Genomic DNA, 2,701 nt, shown 5'->3' with positions numbered 1-2,701 from the left:
GGTTTTTTGGTTAAGAACAGTTTATCCCTCTTTTTCTCTTTAATCCAGTCTGGGTCAGCTTTTATCCCGATCTTGACTGACTTTTGTCAGTCAACCAGCCTTTAGAGACTTGCCCGATTTGCGCCGGACAGCCGGACTACGCCATGAGCAAGCGCTCTGTTTGGCCTTATTAGACCTCTTGCAAAATAATTTTATGATATAATGGAAAGTTTTGCTTTACTGGATTGAATCCCAACTCTTAACTTATGTTTACTTTTGCCTTACTAGAAACAGGATAAGATACTAGAAACTTATATTGGTTGTTACACAATCAGTAAATCATGAAAAATCAATCTTATCTAAATTTAACATCTCATCAATTTAAACGTAGATTTGGTGTGAAAATTCAAACCTTAAAAGTAATGGTTAAAGCCTTAGAAGAATTCAGGTCAGAAAATCCTAAGGACAGAAGAGGGCGTGGGACTATCCTAACTCTTGAAGAACAGGTCTTGGTCGCATTGGAATATTGGCGAGAATATCGAACATATTTTCATATTGCGACAAATTGGGGAGTATCTGAATCAACTATTTGCCGAATTGTAATTGACATCGAATCAACAAAGATGAAAACGGGAAAATTTCGTCTTCCTGGGAAAAAAGCATTACTCAAAAACTCTGATTATCCAGCAGTTGTGGCGATTGATGTCACAGAAACAGCTATTGAACGACCAAAAAAAAACAGAAGAAATATTACTCAGGCAATAAGAAATGTCATACCCTCAAAACTCAATTGGTCATTAATCAAGAGACAGGAGCAATTATTTGCACTGCTTTTGGGAAAGGACATTGCCACGATTTTAGCTTGTTTTAAAAAAGTAAAATTCATTTGCATCCCGAAACAGATAGCTTACAAGATAGTGGGTATCAAGGCATAAAAGATTATCATTCCAATAGTTATATTCCTAGAAAGAAACCTAAAAATGGGAAACTTTCTCTCTTAGAAAAAGACTACAATCGAACTCTAGCACAAGAACGAATTGTCATTGAACACGTTAACCGGAGTCTGAAAATTTTTAAAATATTGTCGAGTCGTTATCGGAATCGTCGTCGCCGTTATGGTCTGCGTTGTAATTTGTTATCAGCAATTTATAATTATGAGTTAGCTCTAGGGGGATTAAATTGAAAATCTTTTATTATAGCATAGATTTTTTTTGCAAGAGGTCTATTTACCTTGGCGATCAGTGCGGGCTGTCGGGGTTTTCTGGCGCTCCAGGATTGGCTGTCGGGGTATCGTTCCGAACTGCTGGAATTATTCACACCACCGAAATCACGCTTGCCGAACTACAGCACGATTCGGCGTGTACTGTTAGAACTGGACTACGAAGCCTATAGTCGTTGTTTGGCGAGATTCTTTCAGATTGAGCCGAGGGCGGGCGAAACAATTGCGATGGATGGGAAGGTGTTATGCGGTTCATACAACCTCGATACCCCAGCCAGCACCACCGAATCCCATCCGGCGATTCAATTAGTCACCGTCTATGTGGTGGAGCGGGGATTGATTCTGCCGATTCAGCCAGTGGACTGTAAAAGCAATGAAATTACAGCCTTGCCCCCGGTGATTAAAGACTTAGCGCAACGGGGTGTAGTGTTTGCCTTTGATGCCCTGAATACCCAAAAAAAACTTGCGCGCAAATCATCACGTCGGAAAACCACTATTTAGGCGCACTGAAAGGTAATCATGGTAATTTTTTCAAAGCCGTTAAAGCCCAGTTCAAAGCCGAATTCCATTGCCATACGGTGGAATCGGGTCATGGTCGCACCGAACGACGTACCGTTGAACTGTGGCAAACCCTAGAGTCCCTCACCGATGCGAACCAATGGGCGGGCTTAACCAGTATTATCCGTGTCACCAGTTATCGGCATCTCCACAAGGGGCAATTCCTGATGATTCAAAAACCCCAAGTGCGCTATTACATCAGTTCCTGGAATGAAACGGTCGAACAATTTGCCCGTCGGATTCGCGATTACTGGCATGTCGAGAATAAAGTCCATTATGTCCGTGATGTCACCCAAGGCGAAGATGCTTCCCGCATCCGGGTGCAGCCACTACCAAACCTCTTTGCCTTGGCCCGCAATCTCGCCCTTAACCTTTATCGTGACCAGGGTTTCGATAACATGGCACAAGCACAACGTCTTGCTAGCTTCGGTCTTGAGCAGCTTAAAGTTTTATTTAGAATGAAATAGCCCTGATGCCATTCGGTAATTCTAAAAATTTCTTTAACCATTCGTATTTAGCTCGACCGTAACTTTCGATATCCACCCATGTATCAGCACATAAAAACGAACTCTGCTTAAATGTTTTGTAGGCACTCAATAATTATTCTCCAATATACCATATTATACTAATATAAACTTTAGATGCGTTCGCCCTGCGTTAATAGCCAAGCGGCTTCTGTTAAGAAGCAAGTGTCGCGGACTCCCAAGGAAAAAAAGCGCTTGAGTGTTCAGATGGATGAGTTATACCATTTTTCTAAAGATCCGATAGAGATAAAGGACGACAAGACGTTGTAATTATCTGCTTCCGCTCAATGAAAAAGTCTGTCATAACTTTAAAAAAATGGTATTATGGTCATTCGTTGATAGTAAAGGAAATCAGCAGTGGGTCTGGCTGGCATTGGATGCCCAGACTAGGGAAATTGTTGGTGTACATATTGGAGATCGT

At 41.5% G+C, this 2,701-nt stretch carries 2 pseudogenes; both read left to right on the top strand.

The annotated features are described in order from the left end of the window. Positions 1-320 precede the first annotated feature (320 nt). Positions 321-1,162, top strand: a pseudogene (locus tag JGK14_RS33920) (IS5 family transposase). Between the two features lie 48 nt (positions 1,163-1,210). After that, positions 1,211-2,223, top strand: a pseudogene (locus JGK14_RS34175) (ISAs1 family transposase). The last annotated feature ends 478 nt before the right edge of the window (positions 2,224-2,701 follow it).

The organism is Microcoleus sp. PH2017_28_MFU_U_A (genome assembly GCF_020738035.1).
Taxonomy (GTDB): Bacteria; Cyanobacteriota; Cyanobacteriia; order Cyanobacteriales; family Microcoleaceae; genus Microcoleus.
Note: the sequence above shows the minus strand (reverse complement) of the source record. Positions and strands in the feature narration are given on the sequence as shown.